The 22,275-nt window shown below is 72.8% G+C and carries 17 protein-coding genes; 8 read left to right on the forward strand and 9 right to left on the reverse strand.

Annotation, left to right across the window (positions count from 1 at the left end):
• The first annotated feature begins 249 nt into the window (after positions 1-249).
• Together OG861_RS04015 and OG861_RS04020 are read left to right on the forward strand one after the other, a co-directional pair.
• Entirely contained in the window at positions 250-2,091 is a 1,842-nt protein-coding gene (locus OG861_RS04015; RefSeq protein ID WP_330261238.1) for a sigma-70 family RNA polymerase sigma factor, read from the forward strand.
• A gap of 133 nt (positions 2,092-2,224) precedes the next feature.
• Positions 2,225-4,699: a Helicase associated domain protein gene (locus tag OG861_RS04020; RefSeq protein WP_443064453.1), complete on the forward strand. Its 2,475-nt coding sequence runs from the start codon at positions 2,225-2,227 to the stop codon at positions 4,697-4,699.
• 22 nt (positions 4,700-4,721) lie between these two features.
• Here OG861_RS04020 and OG861_RS04025 read toward each other — a convergent pair whose 3' ends face one another.
• Complete coding sequence (locus tag OG861_RS04025) at positions 4,722-6,113, reverse strand: glutamate decarboxylase (protein ID WP_330261239.1); 1,392 nt, start codon at positions 6,111-6,113, stop codon at positions 4,722-4,724.
• 266 nt (positions 6,114-6,379) lie between these two features.
• Between OG861_RS04025 and melC1 the strand changes: the two genes are divergently transcribed.
• Entirely contained in the window at positions 6,380-6,778 is a 399-nt protein-coding gene (melC1, locus tag OG861_RS04030; protein WP_330261240.1) for an apotyrosinase chaperone MelC1, read from the forward strand.
• Positions 6,778-7,623, forward strand: a complete 846-nt coding sequence (melC2, locus tag OG861_RS04035) for a tyrosinase MelC2 (protein WP_329200443.1) — start codon at positions 6,778-6,780, stop codon at positions 7,621-7,623. Before melC1 ends, melC2 begins: the two co-directional genes overlap by 1 nt.
• Here the strand turns inward: melC2 and OG861_RS04040 are convergent.
• Together OG861_RS04040 and OG861_RS04045 are read right to left on the reverse strand one after the other, a co-directional pair.
• Complete coding sequence (locus tag OG861_RS04040) at positions 7,581-8,285, reverse strand: response regulator (RefSeq protein ID WP_330261241.1); 705 nt, start codon at positions 8,283-8,285, stop codon at positions 7,581-7,583. The two genes, melC2 and OG861_RS04040, sit on opposite strands and share 43 nt — an antisense overlap.
• On the reverse strand, positions 8,282-9,934 hold the full coding sequence (locus OG861_RS04045) for a sensor histidine kinase (RefSeq protein WP_443064475.1): 1,653 nt from the start codon (positions 9,932-9,934) through the stop codon (positions 8,282-8,284). Before OG861_RS04045 ends, OG861_RS04040 begins: the two co-directional genes overlap by 4 nt.
• 155 nt (positions 9,935-10,089) lie before the next feature.
• Here OG861_RS04045 and OG861_RS04050 point away from each other — a divergent pair, with 155 nt between their 5' ends.
• Together OG861_RS04050 and OG861_RS04055 are read left to right on the forward strand one after the other, a co-directional pair.
• Positions 10,090-11,469, forward strand: a complete 1,380-nt coding sequence (locus OG861_RS04050) for a cation:dicarboxylate symporter family transporter (RefSeq protein WP_330261243.1) — start codon at positions 10,090-10,092, stop codon at positions 11,467-11,469.
• A gap of 281 nt (positions 11,470-11,750) precedes the next feature.
• Positions 11,751-13,511 (forward strand): S8 family peptidase, encoded by a 1,761-nt coding sequence (locus tag OG861_RS04055; protein WP_329202576.1) that lies wholly within the window; start codon positions 11,751-11,753, stop codon positions 13,509-13,511.
• Positions 13,512-13,568: 57 nt separating this feature from the next.
• On the opposite strand, the gene OG861_RS04060 is transcribed toward OG861_RS04055, so the two are convergent.
• From OG861_RS04060 to OG861_RS04070, 3 genes are read right to left on the reverse strand one after another with little or no spacing between them, the layout of a single operon-like run.
• Positions 13,569-14,258 carry a (2Fe-2S)-binding protein gene (locus OG861_RS04060; RefSeq protein WP_330261244.1) on the reverse strand — a complete coding sequence of 230 codons (690 nt, stop codon included), beginning with the start codon at positions 14,256-14,258 and terminating at the stop codon, positions 13,569-13,571.
• Between the two features lie 37 nt (positions 14,259-14,295).
• Positions 14,296-15,534, reverse strand: a complete 1,239-nt coding sequence (locus OG861_RS04065) for an MFS transporter (protein WP_330261245.1) — start codon at positions 15,532-15,534, stop codon at positions 14,296-14,298.
• Between the two features lie 54 nt (positions 15,535-15,588).
• Positions 15,589-16,419: an alpha/beta fold hydrolase gene (locus OG861_RS04070; RefSeq protein WP_330261246.1), complete on the reverse strand. Its 831-nt coding sequence runs from the start codon at positions 16,417-16,419 to the stop codon at positions 15,589-15,591.
• A 140-nt stretch (positions 16,420-16,559) separates the two neighbouring features.
• Here OG861_RS04070 and OG861_RS04075 point away from each other — a divergent pair, with 140 nt between their 5' ends.
• Positions 16,560-17,246: a GNAT family N-acetyltransferase gene (locus OG861_RS04075; protein ID WP_329200428.1), complete on the forward strand. Its 687-nt coding sequence runs from the start codon at positions 16,560-16,562 to the stop codon at positions 17,244-17,246.
• A 37-nt stretch (positions 17,247-17,283) separates the two neighbouring features.
• Here the strand turns inward: OG861_RS04075 and OG861_RS04080 are convergent, their stop codons facing one another.
• Genes OG861_RS04080 through OG861_RS04090 form a run of 3 tightly spaced genes read right to left on the reverse strand, consistent with a single transcriptional unit; the run spans position 17,284 to position 20,532 of the window.
• Positions 17,284-18,315, reverse strand: a complete 1,032-nt coding sequence (locus OG861_RS04080) for a TolB family protein (protein ID WP_330261247.1) — start codon at positions 18,313-18,315, stop codon at positions 17,284-17,286.
• Positions 18,316-18,355: 40 nt separating this feature from the next.
• Entirely contained in the window at positions 18,356-19,645 is a 1,290-nt protein-coding gene (locus OG861_RS04085) for an MFS transporter (RefSeq protein ID WP_329200424.1), read from the reverse strand.
• A 2-nt stretch (positions 19,646-19,647) separates the two neighbouring features.
• A complete protein-coding gene (locus OG861_RS04090; protein ID WP_330261248.1) occupies positions 19,648-20,532 on the reverse strand; it encodes an alkaline phosphatase family protein in 885 nt (294 codons plus the stop codon).
• Between the two features lie 266 nt (positions 20,533-20,798).
• Between OG861_RS04090 and OG861_RS04095 the strand changes: the two genes are divergently transcribed.
• A complete protein-coding gene (locus tag OG861_RS04095; protein WP_443056701.1) occupies positions 20,799-22,262 on the forward strand; it encodes an alpha/beta hydrolase in 1,464 nt (487 codons plus the stop codon).
• The last annotated feature ends 13 nt before the right edge of the window (positions 22,263-22,275 follow it).

Below are 22,275 nucleotides of genomic sequence, written 5' to 3' on the forward strand. Positions count from 1 at the left end.
GACCCCCACCCGTTCTGCGGGCCCGAACCGGGCCCCGCGCAGCGGCACTTCATTGGTCCAGACCTTACCCGCGCGGGGAGCCGCGCTGTCAACGGGAGGCGGACGCCGGCGCCCCGATCGGGGCCGCTAAGGTCGCGGATGGTCCGACTTCCGGATAAGAGTTGCCGGATAAGTGTTATCGGGGCCCCTCTCGACGGTCTCCCAGTCGTTGGGCATCATCGACCGCCGGTACGGACAGGGAAACTTCACATGAGTACACAGCACACGGCAGCGCTGGTGGCAGCGGCCCGCGCGGGCGATCCCCGCGCGCAGGACGAGCTCGTCGGTGCCTGTCTGCCGCTCGTCTACAACATCGTCGGGCGGGCCCTGAACGGGTCCTGCGACGTCGACGACGTGGTGCAGGACACCATGCTGCGGGCGCTCGACGGGCTGGCCGGGCTGCGTGCCGACGACAACTTCCGGTCCTGGCTGGTGGCGATCACGATGAACCGGATACGGGCGCACTGGCAGGACCGCAGCACCGGTGCGACCGGCCTGGAGGCGGCCGCGGACGTGGCCGACCCGGGGGCCGACTTCGCGGACCTGACGGTCGTGCGCCTCAACCTGGCCGGTCAGCGCCGCGAGACGGCCCGCGCCACGCGCTGGCTGGAGCCCGACGACCGGGCGCTGCTGTCGCTGTGGTGGCTGGAGTGCGCCGGTGAGCTGACCCGCGCCGAGGTCGCTGCGGCCCTGGAACTCTCGCCGCAGCACACGGCGGTACGGGTGCAGCGGATGAAGGCCCAGCTGGAAGCCGCGCGGGTGGTGGAGCGGGCGCTGGAGGCGCAGCCGCCGTGCGAGGCGCTGCGGTCGGTGGCGGCGAACTGGGACGGACAGCCGTCGGCGCTGTGGCGCAAGCGGATGGCCCGGCACGCCCGCGAGTGCGTGCGGTGCTCGGGGTTGTGGAGCGGACTGGTCCCGGCGGAGGGGCTGCTGGCCGGGCTGGCGCTGGTGCCGGTCGGGGCGGCGCTGCTGGCGGGCGTGCGGTCGGTCGTCGCGGGCGCCGGTTTCGCCGCGGCGGCCGCGGCGTTCGCGGTACCGGGGGCCGGCGCGGTGCCCGGCGGCGCGATACCGGGGCCGGGCGTGATACCCGGCGGCGCGATACCGGGCGCCGGCGCGGGCAAGGGCTTTGCCACGAGCGCCGGAGCCGGTACCGGCGCCGGTCCCGACGGGGCCTTCGCGGACGCCGTCACGCAGCTCGCGCCCGTGGTGCCGGGTCCCGGCCGGGCGGCCCGGCGCCGGTCGGGCGACGCGGGCGACGCGGGCGACGCGGGCGACGCGGGCGCCGACCCGGCGGGCGGCCGCGGGGCGCAGCGCAGACGGCGCCGGCACCGCCGCCGGGTCGTCGCCGGAGCGGTGGTCGCCGCCTGCGTGGCGGGCGGCGGTCTGGCCTACCTCGGCACCCTGCCCGGTTCGGGCTCCGACCGGGCCGACGGCACAGCGCCCGCCTCCCCGCTGGCCGCGCTGTCGACGACCGGTGCGGGGGCCGCGTCCCCCTCGGCCGCCGGCTCCGCCTCGCCCTCGGGCTCCCCGTCCGCGTCGGTCTCCCCCTCGGCCTCCGCTTCGCCGTCCCCGTCGGCGAGTTCGAGCGCCGCCCCGACGCCGTCGCGGACCCGGAGCACCCCGCCCGCGACTCGTGAGGCCGCCCCCGCCCCGGCGCCCGCCGCGCCGAGCGGGACCGCCGCCCAGGTGGTCGCCCTGGTCAACAAGGAGCGGGCGGCGGCCGGATGCGGCCCCCTCAAGGAGGACGCACAGCTGCGCAACGCCGCCCAGGGGCACTCGGACGACATGGCGCGGCGGGCCTACTTCTCGCACACCGACCCCGATGGTGGCGACCCGGGCACGCGGACGACCGCAGCCGGGTACCGCTGGTCGACGTACGGGGAGAACATCGCGATGGGTCAGCAGACACCGGAGTCGGTGATGAACTCGTGGATGAACAGCCCGGGCCACCGGGCGAACATCCTCAACTGCTCCTTCAAGGACATCGGCGTGGGAGTCCACCAGGGCCCCGGCGGCCCCTGGTGGACGCAGAACTTCGGCGCCCGCATGTGACCGGCCGCGTGTGACCGGCCACGTGTGACCGCCCGCATGTGACACGGGGGCTTTGCCACCCACCTCCCCCTTCTGACTCAAAATCCGGGCAAGATAGGAGCTGGAGCCAAAGCAGCAGATCACAGTGGGCAGGGTGAGGTACGTGGCAAGGCAGGAACTCCGCCCGCACCAGCGCGAGGCCGTGGACGCCGTCGTGCGCGCCCTCGACCTGCCCCCGACCGGCCGGGTGCCCGAGAGGGGCCTGCGCACCCAGGTGATCATGGCCACGGGTTCCGGCAAGTCCCTCGTCGCCGTGCGCTCCGCCGAGGAACTGCGGGCGGGCCGGGTCCTGGTGCTGGTGCCCTCGCTCGACCTGCTCGCGCAGACGACGGCGGTCTGGCGGGAGGGCGGCCGGACCGGCCGGGCGCTGGCCGTGTGTTCGATGCGGCCCGAGGACGCGGGGGTGCCCACCACCACCGACGCGGGGGTGCTGGCGCGCTGGGGCGCGGCCCCCGCGCAGCGGCTGACGGTGTACGCCACGTACGCCTCCCTGGGCCTGGGCACCATCGAGGGCGCGCACCGGGCCGGGCTGCCGGGCTGGGACCTGATCGTGGTCGACGAGGCGCACCGCACGTCCGGGCGGATCGGCAAGCCGTGGGCGGTGGTGCACGACAACGCCCGGATCCCGTCCGTCCGGCGCCTGTACATGACGGCGACCCCTCGGGTGTGGCGCGACGGCGAGCCGCCCGAGGAGCTCCTGGCCGCGGAACGGGCCGGGATCCCGGCGGACCGGGAAGGGCGCGGACGGCGGGAACGCGGCCGCGAAGAGCGCGGACGGGGCGATCTCGTCGCCTCGATGGAGGACGACGCGGACGGCCCGTTCGGGGCGCGCTGCTACACCCTCACGCTGTCCGAGGCCGTCGACCGGGGGATCTGCGCGCCGTACCGGGTGGTGTGCGTGGACGTGTCCGACCCCGACTTCCAGTCGGCGGTCCTGATCGGCCCCGAAGGACGTTCGGACGCGGTGCGCGGGGCCCGGCTCGCGGCGCTCCAGGCGGCGCTGGTGAAGGCGGCCGCGGACCAGGGGTTCCGGCGGACGCTGGTCTTCCACCACCTGACCAAGGAGGCGGAGGCCTTCGCGGCGGGGCTCCCGGCGGTCGCGGCCAGGCTGCGGCAGGCGAGCCGTACCCCGCGGCCGGAGTATCCGCGTACCATCTGGGCGGACTGGCTGTGCGGGCAGCACACCGCTGCGCACCGGAGGCGGGTCCTGGAGGCGTTCGCCGGCGGCGTCGCCGACAAGGCGTTCCTCGGCAGCGTCCGGGTCCTGGGTGAGGGCGTCGACACCAAGGAGTGCGATTCCGTCTTCTGGGCCGACGTGCGGGGTTCCATGCCGGACCTGGTGCAGGCCGTGGGCCGGGCGCTACGGATCCGGCCGGGCGAGGGGAAGGTGGCCTCGCTGGTGGTGCCGGTGCTGCTGGGCCCGGGCGAGACACCGGAGACGATGCTGACGTCCCGGGCGTACGGGGACCTCGCGCGGCTCCTGGAGGCGCTGCGGGCGCACGACACCCGGCTCGTCGAGGCGCTGGCCCAGCCGCAGGCGCCGGGCGGCAAGACCGGCTCGCAGGCCCACCGGCCGGGCGCGGAAGCCCTGCTGAGCTTCTCCACCCCCCGGGACCCGGCCCTGCTGGCGGCGTTCATCCGGCTGCGGGTGCTGAACCCGGAGCACGAGCAGTGGCGGCGCGGGGTGGAGGCCGCGCGGACGTACGCGGCCGTGCACGGGGACTTGAGGGTGCCGTTCGCCTACAAGGTGCCGGCGGGCGACCCCGGGTGGCCCGCCGGGCTGGCCCGGTTCCCGCTCGGGCAGTGGATCGCGGACGTGCGGCGCACCTGCCGGCGCGGCGCCCTGAGCCGGGAGCGGACGGCGCAGCTGGACGGGCTCGGGATGGTGTGGAGCCATTTCGACGTGGCCTTCGAGGAGGGCCTGGCGGCGGCCCGCGCCTGGGCGGCGGAGCACGGGCACCTGCTGCCGCCCGTCGACGCCACCTGGCGGGGTTTCCCGGTGGGGGTGTGGGTCAAGAACAACCGGGCGGCGGCCCGCAGGGAGGGTCCGGGGGCGCTGTCCCAGGAGCGGCGGGAGGCGCTGGAGGAGATCGACGCGTCGTGGTGCCCGGCCTGGGACATCTCCTGGCAGCGCGCCTTCCACCTGACGCGGGTCCACCTCGACGCGGGCGGCGGGTTGCCGCTCGGCCGGGGCGAGGTGGTGGCGCAGGGTGAGGACCTGGGCCTGTGGGTGCGTGGTCAGCGGTTGTCGTGGGACCGGCTGTCCTGGGCCCAGCGCTGGCTGCTGGAACACACCCTGGGGGTGACTCCGGCGAGCGAGGCGGAGCGGCCCCGGCAGCGGCTGAGCCACGCCGCCGCCTGGGCGGCGCACCTGGCGGCCGCCCGGCAGTTCCGCACCCGCGAGCGGCACCTGCGGGTGCCGCGCACGCACGTGGAGCGGGTGGACGGGCGCGAGGTCCGCCTCGGCTCCTGGATCGCCAACCAGCGCGCCCGGGCCGCCTCCCTCAGCCCGGAGCGGGTGGCGGACCTGACGGCGCTGGACATGGTCTGGTCGGCGCCCGCGTCGTGAGCGGACGGTCCGGAGCCGCGGCTCAGTGGTGGAACCCGGACCGGGGCGGGCCCGCCGGGATCGCCTGCGGGGTTGCCCGCAGCTTCTCCACCGACCGTCCGATGTCGGCGACCAGCAGGGCGATCTGGTCGCGGGTCACCCCGTGGCGGATCAGGACCCGCTGGATGACCGTGTCACCGCGGTCGGCGGGCAGCGGGTACGAGGGCACCTGCCAGCCGCGGGCGCGCAGCCGCTCGGAGAGGTCGTAGAGGCTGAAACCGGCGCCCTCGGGGTCGGTCAGCTCGTAGGAGACGGCGGGCAGCGCGCCCTGGCCGTCGTAGAGCAGGGTGAAGGGCCCGAGTGCGTCGATCTCCCGGGCCAGGTACTGGGCGGTGTCGGCGCAGGCTTGGTGGACGCGGCGGTAGCCGCCGCGGCCCAGGCGCAGGAAGAGGTAGTACTGGGCGATGACCTCGCCGCCCGGGCGCGAGAAGTTGAGGGCGAAGGTGGGCATGTCACCGCCCAGGTAGTCCACGTCGAAGACGAGTTCGTCGGGGAGCAGGTCCGCGGTGCGCCACACGACCCAGCCGACGCCGAGGGGCGCGAGCCCGTACTTGTGCCCGGAGGCGTTGACGGATGCGACGCGCGGGAGCGTGAAGTCCCACACGACGTCGGGGTGGAGGAAGGGGGCGACGAAGCCGCCGCTGGCCGCGTCCACGTGGATCGGTACGTCCCAGCCGTGCTCGGCCTGGATGCGGTCGAGTGCGGCGGCGATCTCGGCGACGGGCTCGTAGACGCAGGTGTAGGTGACGCCGAGGATCGCGACGACGCCGATGGTGTTCTCGTCCACGTACGCGGCGACCTGGTGGGGGCGCAGGCCGGTCGCGCCGGGCTCCAGGGGAACCTGGCGCAGTTCCACGTCGAAGTAGCGGGCGAACTTCTCCCAGCAGACCTGTACCGGTCCGCAGACGAGGTTGGGCCGGTCGGCGGGCAGTCCCTCGGCCTGCCTGCGGGTGCGCCAGCGCCATTTGAGGGCGAGGCCGCCGAGCATCGCGGCCTCGCTGGAGCCGGTGGTGGAGCAGCCGGTGGCGGCGCCGCCGGTGGGCGCGTTCCACAGGTCGGCCAGGATGCTGACGCAGCGGGCCTCGATCTCCGCGGTCTGCGGGTACTCGTCCTTGTCGATCATGTTCTTGTCGAGGCACTGGTTCATCAGGCGGTGCACGCCGTCGTCGGACCAGGTGGTGCAGAACGTGGCCAGGTTCTGGGCGGCGTTGCCGTCGAGGAGGAGTTCGTTGCGCAGCAGTTCGTAGACCACCTCGGTGGGCGAGTGGTCTTCCGGCATCCGGTGTTTGGGGAGGACCTGGCCGCTGAGGGCGGACGCGAACACGTCCGTCTCGGCGTCGTCGGCGTGTGCGTCCTTCATCTCATGAAGAGCCATATCGGGACTATAGGTGATGAAAGAACGCAATCCGGTCTGAGCGGATGTCATATCTTCCGGCCGAGTCGCCGATGTGACCCCGTTCATGCGGGGGCAATACGGCCGCAATAATTACCGGCGAGTAGGCTTTCGGTAGCAGATCTTCCCGTGGAAGCCCCTCCCGTCCGCCGGAACGAAAAGATCGCGCGATTCGTTCTATGTACAACTTGTCGGCCGATGTCCGGATAGCGGTCAACTGCCCCGGCACTGCTGGTACTTCTTCGTCCATGAACAAGATCACCCGCCGGCAGGCCCTCGGCACCACAGCCGGCGCACTCACCTTCCTCGGTCTGGCCGGCGCCACCGCGTACGCCGCCGGCACCGACTCCCGCGCCGCGATATCGGCCGGCAACGCCGGAAGTACCGCAAACGTCGACGAGGTCTACCAGGGCCGCCGCATCCAGATCACCCCCGCGGCCGGGGGCGCCCACCACGGCGGTCACCACGCGGCCGGTCTGCCCACCGTACGGATAGACGGCCGCGAACTGCACGTGATGCAGAACGCCGACGGCACCTGGATCAGCGTCGTCAACCACTACGAGACGTTCTCCGACCCGCTCTCGCTCGCCCGCGCCGCGGTGCGCGAACTCCAGGGCGCCGCCCTCGTCCCGATGGGTGACATGTGATGACCGTCCGCAAGAACCAGGCCGCGCTCACCGCCGAGGAGAAGCGCGCCTTCACCAACGCGCTGCTCGAACTCAAGCGCACCGGCCGCTACGACCGCTTCGTCACCACCCACAACGGCTTCATCATGGGCGACACCGATGCGGGCGACCGCGTCGGCCACCGCTCCCCCTCCTTCCTCCCGTGGCACCGCCGCTTCCTGCTCGAATTCGAGGCGGCCCTGCAAGCGGTCGACAAAAGCGTTTCGCTCCCTTACTGGGACTGGACCACGGACCGCACGCCCCGCGCCTCCCTCTGGGCGGCCGACTTCCTCGGCGGCACCGGACGCGCCCGCGACGGGCAGGTCACGGACGGGCCGTTCGCCTACGCGGCGGGCAAGTGGGAGGTGAACGTACGGGTCGACGGACGCGCCTACCTGCGGCGGGCCCTCGGCGAGGGCGTCGCCCAGCTGCCGACCAAGGCCGAGGTGGAGGCCGTCCTCGCCATGCCGGTCTACGACGCGGCCCCCTGGAACAGCTCCTCGAACGGTTTCCGCAACAACCTGGAGGGCTGGCGCGGCGCCAACCTGCACAACCGGGTGCACGTGTGGGTCGGCGGCCAGATGGCCACCGGTGTGTCCCCCAACGACCCGGTGTTCTGGCTGCACCACGCCTACATCGACAAGCTGTGGGCCGAGTGGCAGGCCCGCCACCCGCAGTCCCCGTACCTGCCGGCCGCCGGCACGCCGAACGTCGTGGACCTGAACGACACCATGCGGCCCTGGAACAACGTCACGCCGGCCGACATGCTCGACCACCGCAAGTTCTACACCTTCGACGCCGAGCCGGCCGCCGCCAGCCAGCGGTAGTGCAGTTCGGGCCGGCCGACCTGACCGTACCGGGGGGTACGGTCCGCGCGGCCGGTGTCGACCAGGTGTTCCAGGTAGCGGCGGGCGGTGATCCGCGAGATCCCGGCCGCCCCGGCCGCCCCCGCTGCGGTCAGCCCGTCCGGGGCCGACCGCAGCAGCGCCGCGACCCGGTCCAGGGTCGGGGCGCTCAGGCCTTTGGGGAGTTCGGCGGGGGCCGGGGCGCGCAGCGCGGCGAGCGCCCGGTCGACGTCCCCCTGGCCGGCCGCCTCCCCCGCCGTGGCACGGAAGGCGGCGTAACGCAGCAGCCGCTCGCGCAGGGTGGGGAAGGCGAAGGGTTTCAGTACGTACTGGACCACGCCCAGCGAGACGCTCTCGCGGACGACGGCCAGGTCCCGCGCGGAGGTCACCGCGATCACGTCGACGGGATGCCCGGCGGCCCGCAGGCCGCGCGCTAAGCGCAGCCCGTTGCCGTCGGGCAGGGTGAGGTCGAGCAGCAGCAGGTCGACGGGGCCGCGTTCCAGGACGCGGGTGGCCTCGGCCAGCGAGTGGGCGACGCCGACGGCGGTGAAACCGGGCACCCGGCCGACGTACAGCGCGTGCGCGTCGGCCACCACCGGGTCGTCCTCGACGACCAGCACCCGCACTTCCCCGGCCGCGCTCACGGCCGGGCCCCGTCCACGCCGCGCGGCAGCGTCCCGGTTGCCCCCCGCGGCAGCGTCCCGGCGTCACCCCGCGGCGGCACAGCGGCGTCATCCCGCGGCAACGCGGCGGCGGCGCCCAGCGGCAGCGTCACGGTGAACACCGCTCCGCCCTGCGGCCCCTGTGCGGCCTCCGCTGCTCCTCCGTGGCGGTGCGCGACCTGGCGGACCAGGGCGAGGCCGAGCCCGCGCCCGTCGCCCTTGCCGGACCAGCCGCGCCGGAAGACGTCCACCGCCGGCCCCTCCGGCAGCCCGGGACCGTTGTCGGCGACGCGGATCAGCAGCGTCCGGCCGTCGGAGCGGACGGTGACCTGCACGCGCGCGCCCGGAACCCCGGTGAGGGCGTCGACGGCGTTGTCGAGGAGGTTGCCGAGCACCGTCACGAGGTCCCGCGCGGGCGGGCTCCCGGGGCCGCCGCCCGCGCCGCTGCTGTCGGGGGTGACGACCAGCTCGACGCCGCGCTCGTGCGCCTGCGCGGCCTTCCCGAGCAGCAGCGCCACCAGCACCGGCTCCCCGACCGCGGTGACCACCTCGTCGGTCAGGGCCTGCGCCAGTTCCAGTTCGGCCGTGGCGAATTCCACCGCCTCGTCCACCCGGCCGAGTCCGATCAGGGAGACCACCGTGTGCAGGCGGTTGGCCGCCTCGTGGGCCTGGGAGCGCAGCGCCTGGGTGAAACCCCGCTCGTTGTCCAACTCCCCCGCGAGGGCCTGGAGTTCGGTGTGGTCGCGCAGGGTGACCACCGTACCGCGGCGGCCGCCGCCCGCCACGGGGGAGCTGTTGACCACGAGTACCCGGTCGGCCGTCAGGTGGAGCTCGTCGACCCGGGGCCGGTCGGCGAGCAGGGCCCCGGTCAGCGGTGCGGGCAGCCCGAGCTCGGCCGCGCCGGTGCCCCGCACTTCCCCCGCGAGACCCAGCAGCTCCCGCCCGGCGTCGTTGATCAGGGTGATCCTGCGCCGGCCGTCCAGCATCAGCAGGCCCTCGCGGACGCCGTGCAGGGCCGCCTGGTGGTAGTCGTACATCCGGCTGAGCTCGGCGGCGTTCATGCCGTGGGTGTGCCGGCGCAGCCGGGCGTTGACCACGTACGTACCGGCGCCGCCGAGCGCGAGGGCGGCGGCCGCGACCCAGGCGAGCGCCGTGAGCTGCTGCGCGAGGCGGGCGCTGATCGCGCGGATGGTGATGCCCGCGCTGACCATGCCGACGACCCGGCCGCCGTCCAGCAGCGGGGTGACCACCCTTATGGACGGGCCGAGGGTGCCGGTGTAGGTCTCGCTGAAGGTCTCACCGCGCAGCGCGGGGGCGGTGTTGCCCAGGAAGGGTTCGCCGATGCGCCGCGGGTCGGGGTGGGTCCAGCGCCGCCCGTCCGGCGCCATGATCGTCACGAAGTCCACGCCCGAGTCGGCGCGGACCCGCTGGGCGTAGGGCTGGAGGGCGGCCGAGGGGTCGCTCCCGCGCCCCGCGCCCCGTACCGCCTCGCGGACGGAGGGCGAGTCCGCGACGGCCCTGGCCACGGCCCCGGCCTGGCGCCGGGCGGCGTCCTCGGCCTGCCCGCGCGCGCTCGCGTAGGCGAAGACCGCGCACCCCGCGACGACGACGGCGACCAGCAGCACCTGCATGGCGAAGAGCTGCCCGGCGAGGCTGCGGGGTGGTCGGGGGAGGCGGAACATGCCGTTCAGTGTGCACCGGGCCGTGAACTCAATGAACGCAAGGGTGACCGGGGTCACAGGGTGGGCGATGGTCTCCCGGAACGCATTCACCACCAGGAGGCATCGTGGCCGCCAGGCGCGACAGGACCCACTATCTCTACATCGCGGTGATCGCCGCGGTGCTGCTCGGCGTCGCCGTCGGCTTCGCCGCGCCCGGCGTGGCCGTCGAACTCAAGCCGCTGGGCACGGGCTTCGTGAACCTCATCAAGATGATGATCTCGCCCGTGATCTTCTGCACGATCGTGCTGGGCATCGGCTCGGTGCGCAAGGCCGCGAAGGTGGGCGCGGTCGGCGGACTGGCCCTCGGCTACTTCATGGTGATGTCCACGGTGGCGCTGGCCATCGGACTGCTGGTGGGCAACCTGCTGGAGCCCGGCAGCGGGCTGCACCTGACGGAGGCGGCACGGCACGCCGGTGAGGCGCAGGCCAAGGCGGGCGGCGCGCAGAGCACGCCGGAGTTCCTGCTGGGGATCATCCCGACGACGCTGGTCTCCGCCTTCACCGGCGGCCAGGTGCTCCAGACCCTGCTGGTGGCGCTGCTCTGCGGCTTCGCGCTCCAGGCGATGGGAACGGCGGGCGAACCGCTGCTGCGCGGGATCGGCCACCTGCAGAAGCTGGTGTTCCGGGTGCTCGCGATGATCATGTGGGCGGCTCCCGTGGGCGCCTTCGGCGCGATCGCGGCGGTGGTCGGCGCGACGGGTGTCGACGCGCTGAAATCGCTGGCAGTCATCATGATCGGCTTCTACGTCACCTGTGTGCTGTTCGTGTTCGTGGTGCTCGGGACACTGCTGCGGCTGTGTACGGGGATCAGCGTGTTCGCCCTGCTGCGCTACCTGGGGCGGGAGTTCCTGCTGATCCTGTCCACCTCCTCGTCGGAGTCGGCGCTGCCGCGGCTGATCGCGAAGATGGAACATGTCGGCGTCTCGCGTCCGGTGGTCGGCATCACCGTGCCGACGGGCTACTCCTTCAACCTGGACGGGACCGCGATCTACCTGACGATGTCCTCGCTGTACGTGGCCGAGGCGATGGACAAGCCCCTCGCGCTGGGTGAGCAGATCTCGCTGCTGCTCTTCATGATCGTGGCTTCGAAGGGCGCGGCCGGAGTGACCGGAGCGGGCCTCGCCACACTGGCCGGCGGCCTGCAGTCCCACCGGCCGGAACTGGTCGACGGAGTGGGCCTGATCGTGGGTATCGACCGCTTCATGAGCGAGGCGCGGGCGATGACGAACTTCGCGGGCAACGCGATCGCGACGGTCCTCATCGGGACGTGGACCAAGGAGTTCGACCGCGCCCGGGCCGGCGAAGTCCTGTCCGGGCGACTCCCGTTCGATGAGAACGCGCCGACCGGGGACGGGCACGCGCCCCTGCTGCCGGGCGAACCGCCCGCGCCCGTGCCCGCGCCCGTCCGGACGGGAGCCGGCAAGGACGGGGTACCGGCCGCCTGAGACCGGGACCGGCCGGGCGGGGTTCGCCCCCACGGTGCCCGGCCCGGCCGGCTTCCCTCACCCTCACCCTCACCCTCATCCGAACCTTCCCGACCGTCGATTTTCAGCCATGCCCCTCGGAACGTCCCTGAACTGAAAGGTACTTCCGTACAGGGCCACGTGTCTGACATCTTGCGTCCACCACTCGTTTCGCACGGCCCGACGGTGCCACCAGCACCGCCGGGCCGTCTTCGGAGGACGCATTGATACCCCACATATCCAGCCGACCTCGACGGACGCTGGTGCTCGCGGCCGCCCTCGGCGCCGCCCTCGCGTTCGGCGCACCCGGCGCCCTCGCGGGCACTCTCCCCGTCGCCCCCTCCACCGCGCCGGCCGCCAAGGCCCACGCTCCGGCCGCCGCGCCGGCTTCCCAGAGTGCGACCTGGGTTGCCGGCACGCGCGCCTACCTGGTCATCACCGCTCCCGGTGACAGCACGGCGGTCCGCTCGGCCATCACGGCCAACGGCGGCACCGTCTTCTCCAGCTTCGACGCCATCGGCGTGATCGTGGCCCACTCCGCGTCCAGCGGCTTCGCCGCGACCATGCGCGGCGTCGCCGGCGTCCAGCAGGTCGGCGCCACCCGCACCTCGGACGTCCCGGCAGACGCCTACAACCCGGCGCTGCCCGCCAACCCGGCCCAGGCGTCGACCCCGGCCGGCGAGCCGGTCCGGGCCGACATGAGCCAGATCAAGGCGGACCAGGCCTGGGCCGTCAACCCCGGCTCCGCGTCGGTCAAGGTCGGCATCCTGGACACCGGTATGGACGACCAGCACCAGGACCTCGCGCCCAACTTCAACGCGGCCGACTCCGTCTCCTGCGCCTACGGCAAGCCCGACACGCGTGCGGGTGCGTGGCGGGACGTGGACACCCACGGCACCCACGTGGCGGGCACCATCGCCGCGGCCAAGAACGGCAAGGGCGTCGTCGGCGTGGCCCCCGGTGTGAAGATCTCCGCGGTCCGCGTCGCCGAGCCGGGCAACGCGTTCTTCTTCGCCGAGAACACCATCTGCGGTTTCGTCTGGGCCGGTGACCACGGCTTCAAGGTCACCAACAACAGCTATTACACGGACCCGTGGCAGTTCAACTGCCCGGACAACGCCGATCAGGCCGCCATCATCGAGGGCGTCAAGCGCGCCCAGGAGTACGCCGAGGGCAAGGGCTCGCTCCAGATCGCCGCGGCGGGCAACGAGGACTACGACCTCGCCCACAAGACGACCGACTCCGCGAGCCCGAACGACTCGACGCCGGTCACCCGCACCATCACCAACGCCTGCCTCGACATCCCGACCGAACTGCCGGGCGTGGTCACGGTCGCGGCCAACGGCACGGGCGTCACCAAGGCCTCGTTCTCCAACTACGGCCAGGGCGTCATCGACGTGGCGGCTCCGGGCAGCAACGTCTACTCCACGGCCCCCGGCGGCGGCTACAGCACCAAGAGCGGCACCTCGATGGCCACCCCGCACGTGGTCGGCGTGGCGGCGCTCATCGCCAGTGCCAACCCGGGCATCACCCCGGCGCAGATCCGCGCCAAGCTGGCCGCCCAGGCCAACGACATCGCCTGCCCCTCGGACAACCGCTGCACGGGCACCACGGCCAACAACTCGTTCTTCGGCGAGGGCCAGGTCGACGCCCTCAAGGCGGTCGGGACCACCCCGCCGCCCGGCAAGTACTTCGAGAACCTCGCGGACTTCGCGATCGCCGACAACGCGACCGTGGAGAGCCCGATCACCGTCTCGGGAGTGACCGGCAACGCGCCGGCCACCCTCAAGGTGGGCGTGGACATCAAGCACACCTACATCGGTGACTTGAAGGTCGACCTGGTGGCTCCGGACGGCTCGGTCTACACCCTGCACAACCGGGCCGGCGGCAGCACCGACAACATCGCCCAGACCTACACCGTGAACGCCTCCTCCGAGGTGGCGAACGGCACCTGGAAGCTGCGCGTCAACGACAACGCCGCCTCCGACACCGGCAAGATCGACGCCTGGAACCTGACCTTCTAGGTCCCCGGCCCCGCGGGCTGTGGGGTGCGGTCCTGCCGCACCCCACAGCCCGCTCCGTCATCTCGTCCGCAGGACGCAGTCCCCGCAGAGGCCGCCGCCGGGCACCCGGTAGTAGAGGCAGCAGCTGCGGCGGACGAAGGCCACGCCGAGGCCCTCCTCGTGGAGGAAGGTGCCCGTCCCGCCGAGCGGGGCGCCGTCAGCGAGCAAGGCCTCGGCGAGTCGTACCGCCGCCCCTCCCGGTATCCGGTCCATCAGTACGCGCAACGCGCCGACCAGGGCCGAGGCGCTGTTCCCGCGCAGTACCAGGGGCGATACCCCGAACCGCTCGCGCAGCTGCGCGTCCAGCACACCGAGGTGGCCGGGCACGATCTCCCCGAGGGACTCGGCGCCCTGTGCGCGGCAACCCGGGTCGGGCAGCCACAGCTCCAGCGAACCCGACCCGGGCAGCCGCCACCACACGCGGTCGGGGCCGAGGTCCGGCACGCGCCCGGAGAGCGCCGCGCATCCCAGCCCGAGCGACCACAGCCGCGAGGCGATGCCGAACTGCGCGGTCGAGGCGGCCACCCGGCCCGCCCCGGTGCCGATCCGTCGCCCGATCTCGGCGACATAGGGCCCGAGCCCGTCCCCGTACAGCTCCGCGAGCGGCCGGAAGCCCGCCCCGGGCGGCGTGTCCCTGTACGGCACGCGGAAGAACGGCCCGACGGCGGCCAGGCGCCGCAGCACGTCCTCCATAGCGGTCTCTTCCATCCGGTGATGATCCCAGGCGGCCGCCTCCCGCAGGACTTCACCCTCCTACGACGGCACTCGAGGGCTCGCTCCGCCGGTGAACGGCCCCGGCCCGGCGCACCGCCGGACCCATGGCGTACGACGCGACCGCCAGCACGGCGCCCAGCAGCAGCCACCCCTGGATGCCCCACACCAGGAGCAGCGAGGTCAGCAGCAGCGGCCCCACGGTCCGGGCGACCGGCACACCCGTCCCGAAGAAGCCCTGGTACTGGCCCACCCGCCCGGCGGGGGCGAGCGCGAAGCCGATCTGCCAGGACCCGGCGGACTGGCGCATCTCGGCGTCGACCTGGAGCACGGCGCCCCCCACGAGCAGCAGGGCGGCGGCCCACCCGGCCCCCGGCAGCGCGGAGACGGCGAACACCGCGCAGGAGGCGGCCATCACGAGCCCGGAGCGGCGCACGGCCCGGCCCGCGCTCTCCAGGCCGGTCACCTGCCGGGCCACGCGCACCTGGAACAGCATCACGGCGCCGGTGTTGAGCACGAACAGCGCCGACGCCAGCCAGCCGGGGGCGTGGGTGCGCTCCACGATCCACAGCGGGACCGCCAGGCTCAGCAGCGGCATCCGCAGCAGCAGGACCGCGTTGAGCAGCGTGACCAGGGCGTACGGCCGGTCGCGGAGCACCGCCAACCGCGGCTCCCCGGTCCCCCTCCCCGGTACGGGTGCCACTGCGGGCAAGCGCAGCAGCAGCGCGGCACAGAGCAGGAAGCCGGCCGTGTCCAGCGCGAACACCGTGAGGTAGGCGCGCTCGGTGCCGGCGCTCAGGGCGAGCCCGCCGAGGGCCGCGCCCACCGCGAGCCCGGCGTTGAGGACGGCCTGGAGGTGGGCCAGTACCCCGGTCCGCTCCCCCGGCTCGACCACTGCGGCGAGCAGCGCCTGACGGGCGGCTGCGAACCCGCATTGGGCGGTGGCGTAGCAGACCACCGCGAGCAGGAACGCCCAGAACGAGCGGATGACGAGGAACGACGCCACCGAGGCGGCGGTGGCCACCGCCAGGAGTACCGAGGTGCCGCGGGGCCCGCGCCGGTCGGCGAGGGCCCCGAGCGGGACGCCGGCGACGGAGCCGAGGGCCCAGGCCACGGTCAGGCCGAGGCCGATCCGGCCGGGCGAGAGACCCACCACCTGGTTGAAGTAGAGCGCCGAACACACGTAGTAGGCGCCGTCGCCGACGGAATTGCCCAGCTGGGCGGCGGCCAGGCGGCGCGGCGCTCCGGGTGGGGGCAGGAAGCGTATGGTCACCCGGTCATTGGACCAGCCCACCGGCCCGCCGCCATGGGCCAGTGGGGCGGCATTTCAGCGGGCCACTTGCCGCCCGGACCGGCCGTCCGCGAGGAAGTCCAGCAGCGCCCGGTTGAAGGCCTCCGGCTGCTCCACGCCCGGCAGGTGCCCGGCCCGGTCGATCACGGCGAGCCGGGAGTGGGCGATGAGCGCGTGCAGGGCCCGGGCGTCCGCGACGGGGGTGTAGACGTCGTCCGCGCCGACCAGCACCAGGCAGGGCACGGACTCGGGCAGTGCGGCGAGGGCGGGACGGTAGTCGGGTCGCTCGGCCCGGCCGCGCAGGGCGGCGGCCGCCCCCTCGGGGTCGGTGGCGCACATCATGTTCATGACGGTGGCGGCGGCCTGCGGCATCGCGGCGACGTTGTAGGGCGCCAGCATCTTGTCGATGACCTCGTCGGCGTACGGCTTCATGCCCTCGGCGAGGAGCCGGTCCGCGAGCTCGCGACGGAACGTCTTGCCCTCCTCCGTCTCCGGAACCGGGGACGTGTCGGACAGGACCAGGCCCCTTATCCGACCCGGGTGGCGCAACCAGAGTTCCATCGCGATCTGACCACCCATGCTCACCCCGCCGACGACCGCCTGTTCGATGTCCAGGTGGTCGAGGAGGGCGACGAGGTCGTCGGCGAACGCGGCGAAGGGAGTGACGCCTGGGCGCGCCGGATTTTCCCCGTATCCCCGCAGGTCAGGGGCGATCACGCGGTAGCCGGCGGCGGTCAGCGCAGTGGTCTGGGGAGCCCACATCGTGCGGTTGAACGGGTGTCCGTGGACCAGGAGCACGGGCTCCGCGCCCCGGCGACCAAGGTCATCGAAAAACATCGTCGCGGCGTTGCCATTTTGGGGGTTCATGGGAGCACTTTAAGGAGCTACATTGAGCCACTCGCGTTCACCTGACAGCCCGTTGCCTTTCACCCGCGTTTTGCGCGGGGGGTGACGTCAGGAGCGCAGACTGTGCAACCACCCCACCGCCCAGAAGGACCGAAGGCTCCGTGCCCGTACCCGTACTCCTCGCCGGCCGCTCCGTGCGGCTGGAGCCCCTCGCCCCCCACCACACCGAGGCCCTGGCCGTGGCCGGTGCCGAGGATCGTACGACTTACGCCTTCACTCCCGTGCCGCACGGGCTGCAGGCGTCCCGCGAGTACATCGACCGCGCGCTGGCCGATCAGGCGGCCGGTCGATCCCTCCCGTTCGCGGTGGTCAGAGCCACCGACGGGCGGGTCGTCGGTTCGACCCGGTTCCTGGAACTCGATTACTGGCAGGGGCCGCTCGTGTGGCCGGCCGTGGTGGGGGTCCCGTTCGGCGATCCGGTGACGGCGGTCCCCGACGCCGCCGAGATCGGCAACACCTGGCTGTCCCCGCAGGCGCAGGGCACCGGCATCAACACCGAGGCCAAGCTGCTCATGCTCCACCACGCCTTCGAGACCTGGGGCGTGCGCCGCGTCTCGCTGCGCGCGGACGCCCGCAACGGCCGTTCGCGGGCCGCGATGGAACGTCTCGGCTTCACCTGCGAAGGCGTGCGCCGGGCCCATTCGCGGGGGCTGGACGGCGCTGTGCGCAGCACGGCCTTCTACTCGATCCTGGACGAGGAGTGGCCGACGGTCCGCTCGATCATCGAGCTCAGGCTGGCGCCCGCCGCGCCGCGCAGGCGGCGGCGCAAGACGCTGGTTCCGGCGTAACGGTCCTTCTCCGGCGGCCCTCGCCCCGGCCTCCCGGCTACCCGCCGAGGAAGGCAGGGGCGAGGGCCGACGTCATGAGCGGGGCCGGGGTGCCCGTGCCGTCGGCGGGCAGCGCGTACAGGTCGGCGCCGAAGTCGCCGGGCAGCGCGTAGACGACGGTCCGGTCGTCCTTCCACACCACTTGGTCGTCCACGCTGCGCTGCTCCGCGAGCGGGGTCTCCTCCATCGTGGCCAGGTCCAGGGCGTAGAGCCGCCACGGCGCGTCGGCGGACAGGCCCGGCACCCGCTTCTTGAACACCAGCCTGGTGCCGTCCGGTGAGAGGGAGGGACATTCCAGGTTCTCGCGGAGCGTGGTCACCGTACGGGCGGTGAGGTCCCCGCGGACCAGGTAGGTCCGGCCGCCGGTGGCGAGCGTCGCGTAGAAGGTCTTCTCGTCGGCGGCGAAGGTGACGCCCCAGAAATTGACGTCGGCGTTCTGGTACGTCCTGCCGTCCTTGACGATGGTGAAGTCCTCCAGCGAGGCGTCGTACCGGCCGGTGCGCAGGTCGAGCAGTGAGGTCCGGGTGGAGAAGTCCGTACCGGCGTACGAGTCCCCGCCGACGAACACCGTCCAGGCGGCGAGGTGCCCGCCGGGCGAGACGCGGGCCCGGGTGGGGATCCCGGCGAGCGGGTGCGAGGAGACCGCTTTGAGGTGGGCGTCCAGCACGACCGCCCGGTACTGCTCCTGGACTCCGCCCTTCTCGGCCTGGAGGCAGATCCCGGTGCCGGCCGCGGAGTGGAAGCGCAGGCAGCTCACGCCGGAGGCGGTGCGGGGTCCGCCGGGCGAGGCGGCCGGGACGGTGACGAGTTCGTCGCGGTGCGGGCCCCACGCCATGTTCCGCAACACGATCCGCGGGCCGCCGTCCGCCGGGGCCAAGGAGACGGCGCCCCGGGTGACTTCGGGGCCTCCCGCCCGGGTCCGGTTCTTCTCGTCTGCCCGCGACGAGGCCCGTACGACGGCGAGCACCCCCACGGCGGCGAGCAGCACGACGGCGGTGACGAGGATCAGGATCCGGCGTTGGAGGGTCATGGGGGCCTTTCGGTCACGCGGGGGATGGCGAGGGGAGGGTTCAGGCGGCGTCGGCGACCGCTTCGGCGTCCGTGTCCGCGGAGTACAGCCGCGCGCAGCCGGCGAGGGCGACGGCCAGCAGCCCGGCGGCCACCACCAGCGCGGGGCGGGCGCCCCAGACGGTCCAGGCCGCGCCGAAGCCCAGGGAGGCGGCGAACCGGGCGAGGGCCTGCCCGGTCTGGACGAGCGCGAGGCCGCCCCCGCGGTGCTCCCCGGGCACAACGGCGGCCGCGGCGGCCATGAGCACCCCGTCGGTGGCCGCGTAGAACCCGCCGTGCAGCAGGAGCACCGCGTACGGCAGCGCGGGGTGTGCACCGCCGGTCAACAGCAGTACGTAGGCGGCGAGCAGCGCGAGGTGGCCGCCGAGGAAGACCCGGCGGCGGCCCACGCGGTCGGCGAGCCGGCCGAGCGGCAGCGCGAGGAGGAAGAACGCGGCGGCGGTGCCGAGCGGCAGCAGGGCGAACCAGCGGTCGGGGATGTGGCCGGCCCGCTGGAGCAGCAGGAAGACGAAGGCGTCGCTGACGGTGCACAGGCCCAGCAGCAGCGCGCACAGGGCGATGCGGCGCAGGCCCGGACCGCGCAGCAGCCCTACGGAGGCTTTCAGCGAGACGGGGGCCGCGTCGGCGGCCGGCCGGGTGCGGCGGCCGGGCACGAAGAGCACCAGGACGAGCACGCCGAGGGCGGCCACGCAGGCGCTGACGGTGAAGACGGCGTCGTAGCCGTCGGCGGCGCCGCGCAGGATCAGGAAGGCGAGCATCGGGCCGATGAGCGCACCGGCCGTGTCCATGGCCCGGTGCACGCCGAAGGCCCGCCCGCGTTCGGCGGGGGCGGCGGCAAGCGAGATCAGGGCGTCGCGCGGTGCGGTGCGCAGGCCCTTGCCGGTGCGGTCGAGGGCGAGCACCGCCCCGATGGCGGGCAGGGTGTGCGCGAGCAGCAGCAGCGGTTTGCACACGGCGGAGAGCCCGTAGCCGATGCCCGCGAGGGCCTTGTGCCGGCCGAGGCGGTCGCCGAGGTGGCCTCCGGTGAGCCGGACCAGGGCGCTGACGCCGTTGTAGAGGCCGTCGAGGAGTCCGAAGCCGAGGGGGGTGAGGCCCAGTCCGGCGACGAGGTAGAGCGGGAGCACGGCCGTGACCATCTCGGAGGAGACGTCGGTGATCAGGCTGACCGTGCCGAGGGCGAGGACCGTGGGCGCGAGCGCGGCGCGCCGCCCCGGGCCGGAGCCCGGGACGACGGCCTGTGGCTCGGGGGTCACGGCGGGCGCGGGAGTACCGCGACTGTCCGCAACGTACATGGTCAGGAGGTCCAGATGCCCGTGATGTCCTTGGCGCCGGCGGCGTTCCCGGCGTGGGTGCTCAGGCCGGCCAGGCCCTCCAGGGTGCGCAGCACGTCGTAGTGGTTGTAGGTGGTGGAGGAGGTGCTGCCCGGGGTGACGGGCTGGCCGTAGAGCACGGTCGGGATCTTGTTGCCGGCGAGCCGGTTGTCCTCGTCGAAGGTGACGACGAGCAGGCTGTTGTGGGTCTTGGCCCAGTCCGCGTAGGCCTTGAGGTTGTTCTTGAGCCAGGTGTCGCCGGTGCCGACGGAGCAGTCGTGCATGTCGCTGCAGAGGTTGGGGACGACGAAGGACACCTTGGGCAGGGTGGTGAAGTCCGTCGGGAACTGCGTCATGGTCTTGGCCGTGCTGGTGGGCACGTTGGAGAAGGCGAACCAGGGGTTGTGCTTGCGGGCGTACTTGCCGCTGCTGCACGTGGTGGAGCCCTGGCTGGGGAGGGTCTCGTTGTAGCTGGTCCAGCTCTTGCCGGCGGCTATCAGCTCGGAGGCCAGGTTGGGCGCGGAGCTGAACGCGGGGGTGTAACAGCTGTCGTCGGTGACGCCCTGGTTGGAGCCGGAGAAGAGCTGGAGGTAGTTGGGCTGGCTGGGGTGGGTGACGCCGAAGGAGTTGGTGAGGTTGGCGCCCCCGCTCTTGAGGGAGTTGATGTAGGGGGCGCTGGAGCTGCCGATGACCTGGTCGTAGGCGTGGTTCTCGAAGACCGCGACGACGATGTGGTCGGGGGCCGGAAGGCCCGCGGCGTGGGCGGGCTGGGCGGCCGCTCCGACGCCGGCCCACAGGGCGGCGCCAGCGGCGGTGACGCCGAAGGCGGTGGCGAGGGCGGTCTTGCGGCGAGTACGTGAAAGGGGCATGCCAAACACGGGGTCTACCTCCGGGCGCGGGGGGTCTGGGCGGCGGCGCGGAGGCAACATACCCAGGGGCATGTGCATGGGCCAGGGATACTTGGCGAACAGAACGGTAACTCCGGCCTGCATCTTGGCCCCGGGCAATGCCACAGCCCGGGGAAGGTCAAGAGAAGGCAAAATGAGGAACCAACAGGTAGTTTCGTTCATCATTCGAACGGAAGCAGTCCACCCCGCCCCGACGGGGCAGTACCAAGCCGGAGAAGCCACCGCACATGTCGTACTCACCCGACGGGCAGCAGTACCAGCCGCCGTACCGGCCGGAAGGACAGCAACCGCAGCCACCACAACCGCCGTACGGGCAGCAGCAGGGCCGGCAGTACGGCGGCCGCCCCGCCGGGCAGCAGGGCCAGGGCGGTCAGCAGCGTCCCCCGCAGCAGTACGGCAACCCGCAGGGGTACGGCCGGCCGGACGGGCAGGGCCACGACCAGCAGGGGTACGACCAGCGCGGCTACGGGCAGCAGGGCTACGGACAGCAGCCGCCGCAGCAGCGCGGGCCGTCCCCGTACGAGCAGCAGCCCCAGTACCGCCGGCCCGGACAGCACGAGCAGCAGTACGACGAGCAGTACGACCAGACCCGGGCGTACGAAACGTACGGTGAACCGCCGTACGACGAGGAGCCCCCGCGCCGCAAGTCCCGGGTCAAGCGCTGGCTGATCGCCGGTACCACCGTCCTGGCCCTCGCGGGTGTCGCGGCCCTGGTGATGAGCCACTTCGACATACCTCCCTTCAGCGACAAGGGCAAGGCGGTCAGCTTCGGCGGGGCCAAGCCCGGCGGCGGCGGGGAAGCCGCCAAGCCGGCGGCGAGCTCGAAGATGTCGATGCCCACGAACCCGACGGCGGTGTTCAAGAACGAGTCGACCCTGTCCGACGGCACCCACGTGGCCGTGACGACACTGGACGGCAAGAAGTCGGGCTTCAAGGGGAAGGTGTGGGTCTGGGCTCCGAAGGAGTACAACGACCCCAAGTTCGCCAAGAGCGGCTTCCCGGTCATGATCGCGCTGCCCGGCGGCGCCGGTTTCCCGGTGAACTACTGGATGGGCACCGACCTCAAGCTCCAGGCCAGCATCAGCAAGTGGTACAGCGAGGGCAAGAGCAAGCCCTTCATCCTCGCCATGCCCGTACTGAACCCGGAGCCGGACAAGGGAATCTACTGGGACGGCTCGGACATCCCCGGCCAGCCCAAGATGGGCACGTGGCTGACCGATGACGTCCCGGACCTGATGCGGGAGAACTTCCGCACGATCAAGTCCCGTGACGGCTGGGCCTTCATGGGCTCCTCCACGGGCGGCTTCGCGAGCCTCAAGGCCGTGCTCAAGTACCCGGAGAAGTTCAAGGCCGCCATCTGCTCCGGACCGGACATCGTCCCCGACTCCTCCCTGTGGAAGGGCCACGACAAGGAGAAGGCCGAGAACAACCCGGAGTTGCTGGCGAAGCAGCTCATCGACAAGAAGGGCAGCCCGGAGGTCTACCTCGCCTTCCAGGTCGGCGACAACGAGAACAACAAGAGAACCCTCCCCGACGTGCAGAAGTTCATCGCCACCTACGGCAAGGGACCGATCCACACCAGCCTGAGGGTCATCGCGGGCGGCGAGCACAACGCCAAGACGTACGTGCCGAACATGGGCGAAGGCCCCATCGAGTTCATCAGCAAGGTCATGGAGGGCCCCGTCGAATGACGGGGCCGGGTGC

The sequence above is a fragment of the Streptomyces sp. NBC_00539 genome, from assembly GCF_036346105.1.
Taxonomy (GTDB): Bacteria; Actinomycetota; Actinomycetes; order Streptomycetales; family Streptomycetaceae; genus Streptomyces.

Excerpts from the sequence above, each read along its gene's own strand:
- OG861_RS04015 (WP_330261238.1), top strand. The coding sequence starts at position 250 with ATGAGTACACAGCACACGGCAGCGCTGGTGGCAGCGGCCCGCGCGGGC.
- OG861_RS04025 (WP_330261239.1), bottom strand. The coding sequence starts at position 6,113 with ATGGCTCTTCATGAGATGAAGGACGCACACGCCGACGACGCCGAGACG.
- melC1 (WP_330261240.1), top strand. The coding sequence starts at position 6,380 with ATGAACAAGATCACCCGCCGGCAGGCCCTCGGCACCACAGCCGGCGCA.
- melC2 (WP_329200443.1), top strand. The coding sequence starts at position 6,778 with ATGACCGTCCGCAAGAACCAGGCCGCGCTCACCGCCGAGGAGAAGCGC.
- OG861_RS04045 (WP_443064475.1), bottom strand. The coding sequence starts at position 9,934 with ATGCAGGTGCTGCTGGTCGCCGTCGTCGTCGCGGGGTGCGCGGTCTTC.
- OG861_RS04060 (WP_330261244.1), bottom strand. The coding sequence starts at position 14,258 with ATGGAAGAGACCGCTATGGAGGACGTGCTGCGGCGCCTGGCCGCCGTC.
- OG861_RS04070 (WP_330261246.1), bottom strand. The coding sequence starts at position 16,419 with ATGAACCCCCAAAATGGCAACGCCGCGACGATGTTTTTCGATGACCTT.
- OG861_RS04080 (WP_330261247.1), bottom strand. The coding sequence starts at position 18,315 with ATGACCCTCCAACGCCGGATCCTGATCCTCGTCACCGCCGTCGTGCTG.
- OG861_RS04085 (WP_329200424.1), bottom strand. The coding sequence starts at position 19,645 with ATGTACGTTGCGGACAGTCGCGGTACTCCCGCGCCCGCCGTGACCCCC.
- OG861_RS04090 (WP_330261248.1), bottom strand. The coding sequence starts at position 20,532 with ATGCCCCTTTCACGTACTCGCCGCAAGACCGCCCTCGCCACCGCCTTC.
- OG861_RS04095 (WP_443056701.1), top strand. The coding sequence starts at position 20,799 with ATGTCGTACTCACCCGACGGGCAGCAGTACCAGCCGCCGTACCGGCCG.